The sequence below is a fragment of the Vibrio sp. 10N.247.310.24 genome, from assembly GCF_041467175.1.
GTDB classification, from domain to species: Bacteria; Pseudomonadota; Gammaproteobacteria; order Enterobacterales; family Vibrionaceae; genus Vibrio; species Vibrio tasmaniensis_A.
Map to the genome: position 1 here is coordinate 1 of NZ_JBFSUD010000160.1, position 2,776 is coordinate 2,776.

Sequence of the window (2,776 nt, forward strand, 5' to 3'; positions counted from 1 at the left end):
AAGAGCTTCTCTTCGTTGTGACTTACATCACTTCGGAAGAGGCGGCCATTCTAGCTATTTAATTCTCAGTGTCAAACACTTATTCGGAATTAATTTCTACTTTTAAAAAGTAAAAGCGAATCATCGCTTAAAGCTAGTTGCCTTACTAACATTCTTCGCTGAAGCCTTATGGCGTCTGCCGTGTCAGTGAGGCGGCATTATAGAGATGCAGCTCTCATTGGCAAGCATTAAATACGTTTTTTATTTAAAAAAGAGGTTAAGTGAAGACATTTCAACCAAGGGCTTATTTATACAACTTTCAACCCAAGTTTCGAACAAACTACCCACAAGAACCTGTGGGTAACTACTCACCATTATCAAAAAAGTAAGATAAACGAGCCCTAGGGTTTAGATATTCTCTAACTTGCTCCGGTAACTTGCTTGGATGAACTGCATTGACAATTTTTATCTCTTTAGTAAATAGGTCAATGATCGGGGCTTGGGTTCTTGGAACGCTAGGATCATAGATCAGTACGTTCGGATAAAGCATATGTTTGGCATTAACCGAAATCACGATTCCAATTGATTCATTGGAAAGCTGCACGACAGTACCCGGCGGATAGACTCCCATGAACTTAACCAATAGACTCAAATTATCCTGACTATATAGATGTTTGCAGTTCTTATATAAGTGGGACAATGCCAAGTATGGGATCATTTGTTGAGATTGCGCTTTACCATGACAAAGATTATCGAATGCGTTAGCCACTGAAACTATTTTGGTTAGTTCATCTATCTCTTCTTCTTTTAAGCCTTCAGGATAACCAGAGCCATCATTCATTTCATGATGTTGAACGATTACTTTTTTGGCACTTTCAGGAAAGTCATCAATTCCAGAGACAATATCAGCACCATATTTCGTATGAAGTTTTAGGTAATTCTCTTCCGGTGCTGTCAGCGTACTCTGCTTTCTAAGTATTGCAGCTGGTATTTTGATCTTTCCTACATCATGGAACAAAGCAGCAAAAGAAAGCGCTTTCAATTGTTGAGTATTGTAGCCTTTAGCTTTACCTATCATTAACGCAACGACAGAGACATTTAATGTATGAAAGTAAATGTCTTCAAAGTCAGCTTTAGCATTCATAAGATGTAAGGTAACGCTATCGTCACTTGCCAGTATTTCAACAATATCATCAACTAGACTTTTAACCTCTCCTACCGCATCTATAGGTCGGTTACGAATTTTTGTCATTACTGAACGCATTCGAGCAAGCGAGCGCTCGAACTCTTTCTCACAATGACTGACTCTACGACGGTAAGAGCTTAGGGTTTCGATACGTTCATGCTTATCTTTCCACATCCTTTCAGTTTCAAGGCTTATCTGTAGATCTGAATCGGCCCCTTTATCTATCTCGTGATTAGAAGGTAAAGGTGCAGTATCGCTTTGACTTAGATTTATATAGACATGCTTAATCCCAAGATGCCGAATTATTTTCACTTGAGCGTCATCTTTTATTTTGAAGCTGTTGAATAAAAATGGGTGTTCGTTCCATTTTAGGGGGAGTCGTATGTGTAGGCCGGGCTGGATGCGATCTACAGTAATCTTTATGCTGCCCATATTTATATAATATTGATTAATAATCTATATTTATAATTCTAATAAAACCACACGGGAATTTCACTATCCAATTTCACAGGTTCAACTTAAAGAATCACAATGCACCATCCAACGAATACCGAACTTATCTTCCACTTTACCAAATCTAGCGCCCCAAAACGTATCTGCGAGTGGCGTCATTATTCGCCCTCCTTGTTTAAGCTTCTCAAAAATTTTCTCTTGAGTCGCGGTATCCTCGGTAACCAAGGAAAGTGCCAGATTGTTCCCTTCAAGTTCTTTAGCTTTAACGCCATCAGACATCATGAGCTTCATACCAAATGCTTCGAACTCAGCGTGCATAACCCAACTAGGTTGTGCCCCCTCTATTACCTGAGGAGCATCACTAAAGAGTTGCTTCGATAAAACAACACCACCAAAGCATTTATGATAAAAATCTAACGCTTCACTACAACGACCATCAAAAAACAAGTAAGGGGTTACTGTCAGCATATGTTTCTCCTCTATTAGTCCTTTAAACATAGACAATAGACGTGAGAATGACAGATAACATTCTGATTTAAGATAATTAATTTACTAAGGAGTCACATTACGAACGGAAACGGTAATATTTTGGAATGGCACAATAAGGACTGACTGATTGGACAGACATTCCTGCCACCACCAAGGCAACGTTTTCTGCTCTCCAGATACAACAAAGCCCCGACTGAGTCGAGGCTTTGTCATCTAAATATGGTACCTGTTGGCAGGCTTGAACCGCCACGCCCGAAGGCAACGGATTTTGAAAGCGTGAAGGTTACTGATACTTACTTAGATCTACAGGTACCTATTTTGTTCTCAGGTTGCCAGCAACTAGATCTAGATGTATCGGCTTAACTTTCGAGTATTCACATGACACTCACACAACCAAAACCTGGACAGGATGAGTACAACCTCCCCCATTTTAGTTCGCACAACGAAATTTATGGTAAATCAATCATTATTGAGGATGCTTGCGACAATTCTTTCTCACAATGACTGACTCTACGACGGTAAGAGCTTAGGGTTTCGATACGTTCATGCTTATCTTTCCACATCCTTTCAGTTTCAAGGCTTATCTGTAGATCTGAATCGGCCCCTTTCTCTACCTCGTGATTAGAAGGTAAAGGTGCAGTATCGCTTTGACTTAGATTTATATAGACA

3 protein-coding genes and 1 pseudogene are annotated in these 2,776 nt (G+C 39.7%); all 4 read right to left on the reverse strand.

The annotated features are described in order from the left end of the window. Positions 1–343: 343 nt before the first annotated feature. Complete coding sequence (locus AB6E08_RS22970; protein WP_009847713.1) at positions 344–1,597, reverse strand: HD-GYP domain-containing protein; 1,254 nt, start codon at positions 1,595–1,597, stop codon at positions 344–346. 81 nt (positions 1,598–1,678) lie between these two features. Continuing rightward, the gene (locus tag AB6E08_RS22975) at positions 1,679–2,086 is read right to left on the reverse strand and encodes a VOC family protein (protein WP_029223884.1); all 408 of its coding nucleotides are present in this window, start codon (positions 2,084–2,086) and stop codon (positions 1,679–1,681) included. An 84-nt stretch (positions 2,087–2,170) separates the two neighbouring features. Beyond that, positions 2,171–2,320 (reverse strand): hypothetical protein, encoded by a 150-nt coding sequence (locus AB6E08_RS22980; protein ID WP_157939758.1) that lies wholly within the window; start codon positions 2,318–2,320, stop codon positions 2,171–2,173. 251 nt (positions 2,321–2,571) lie between these two features. Then, positions 2,572–2,776: pseudogene (locus tag AB6E08_RS22985) on the reverse strand (HD family phosphohydrolase); the annotation flags it as partial.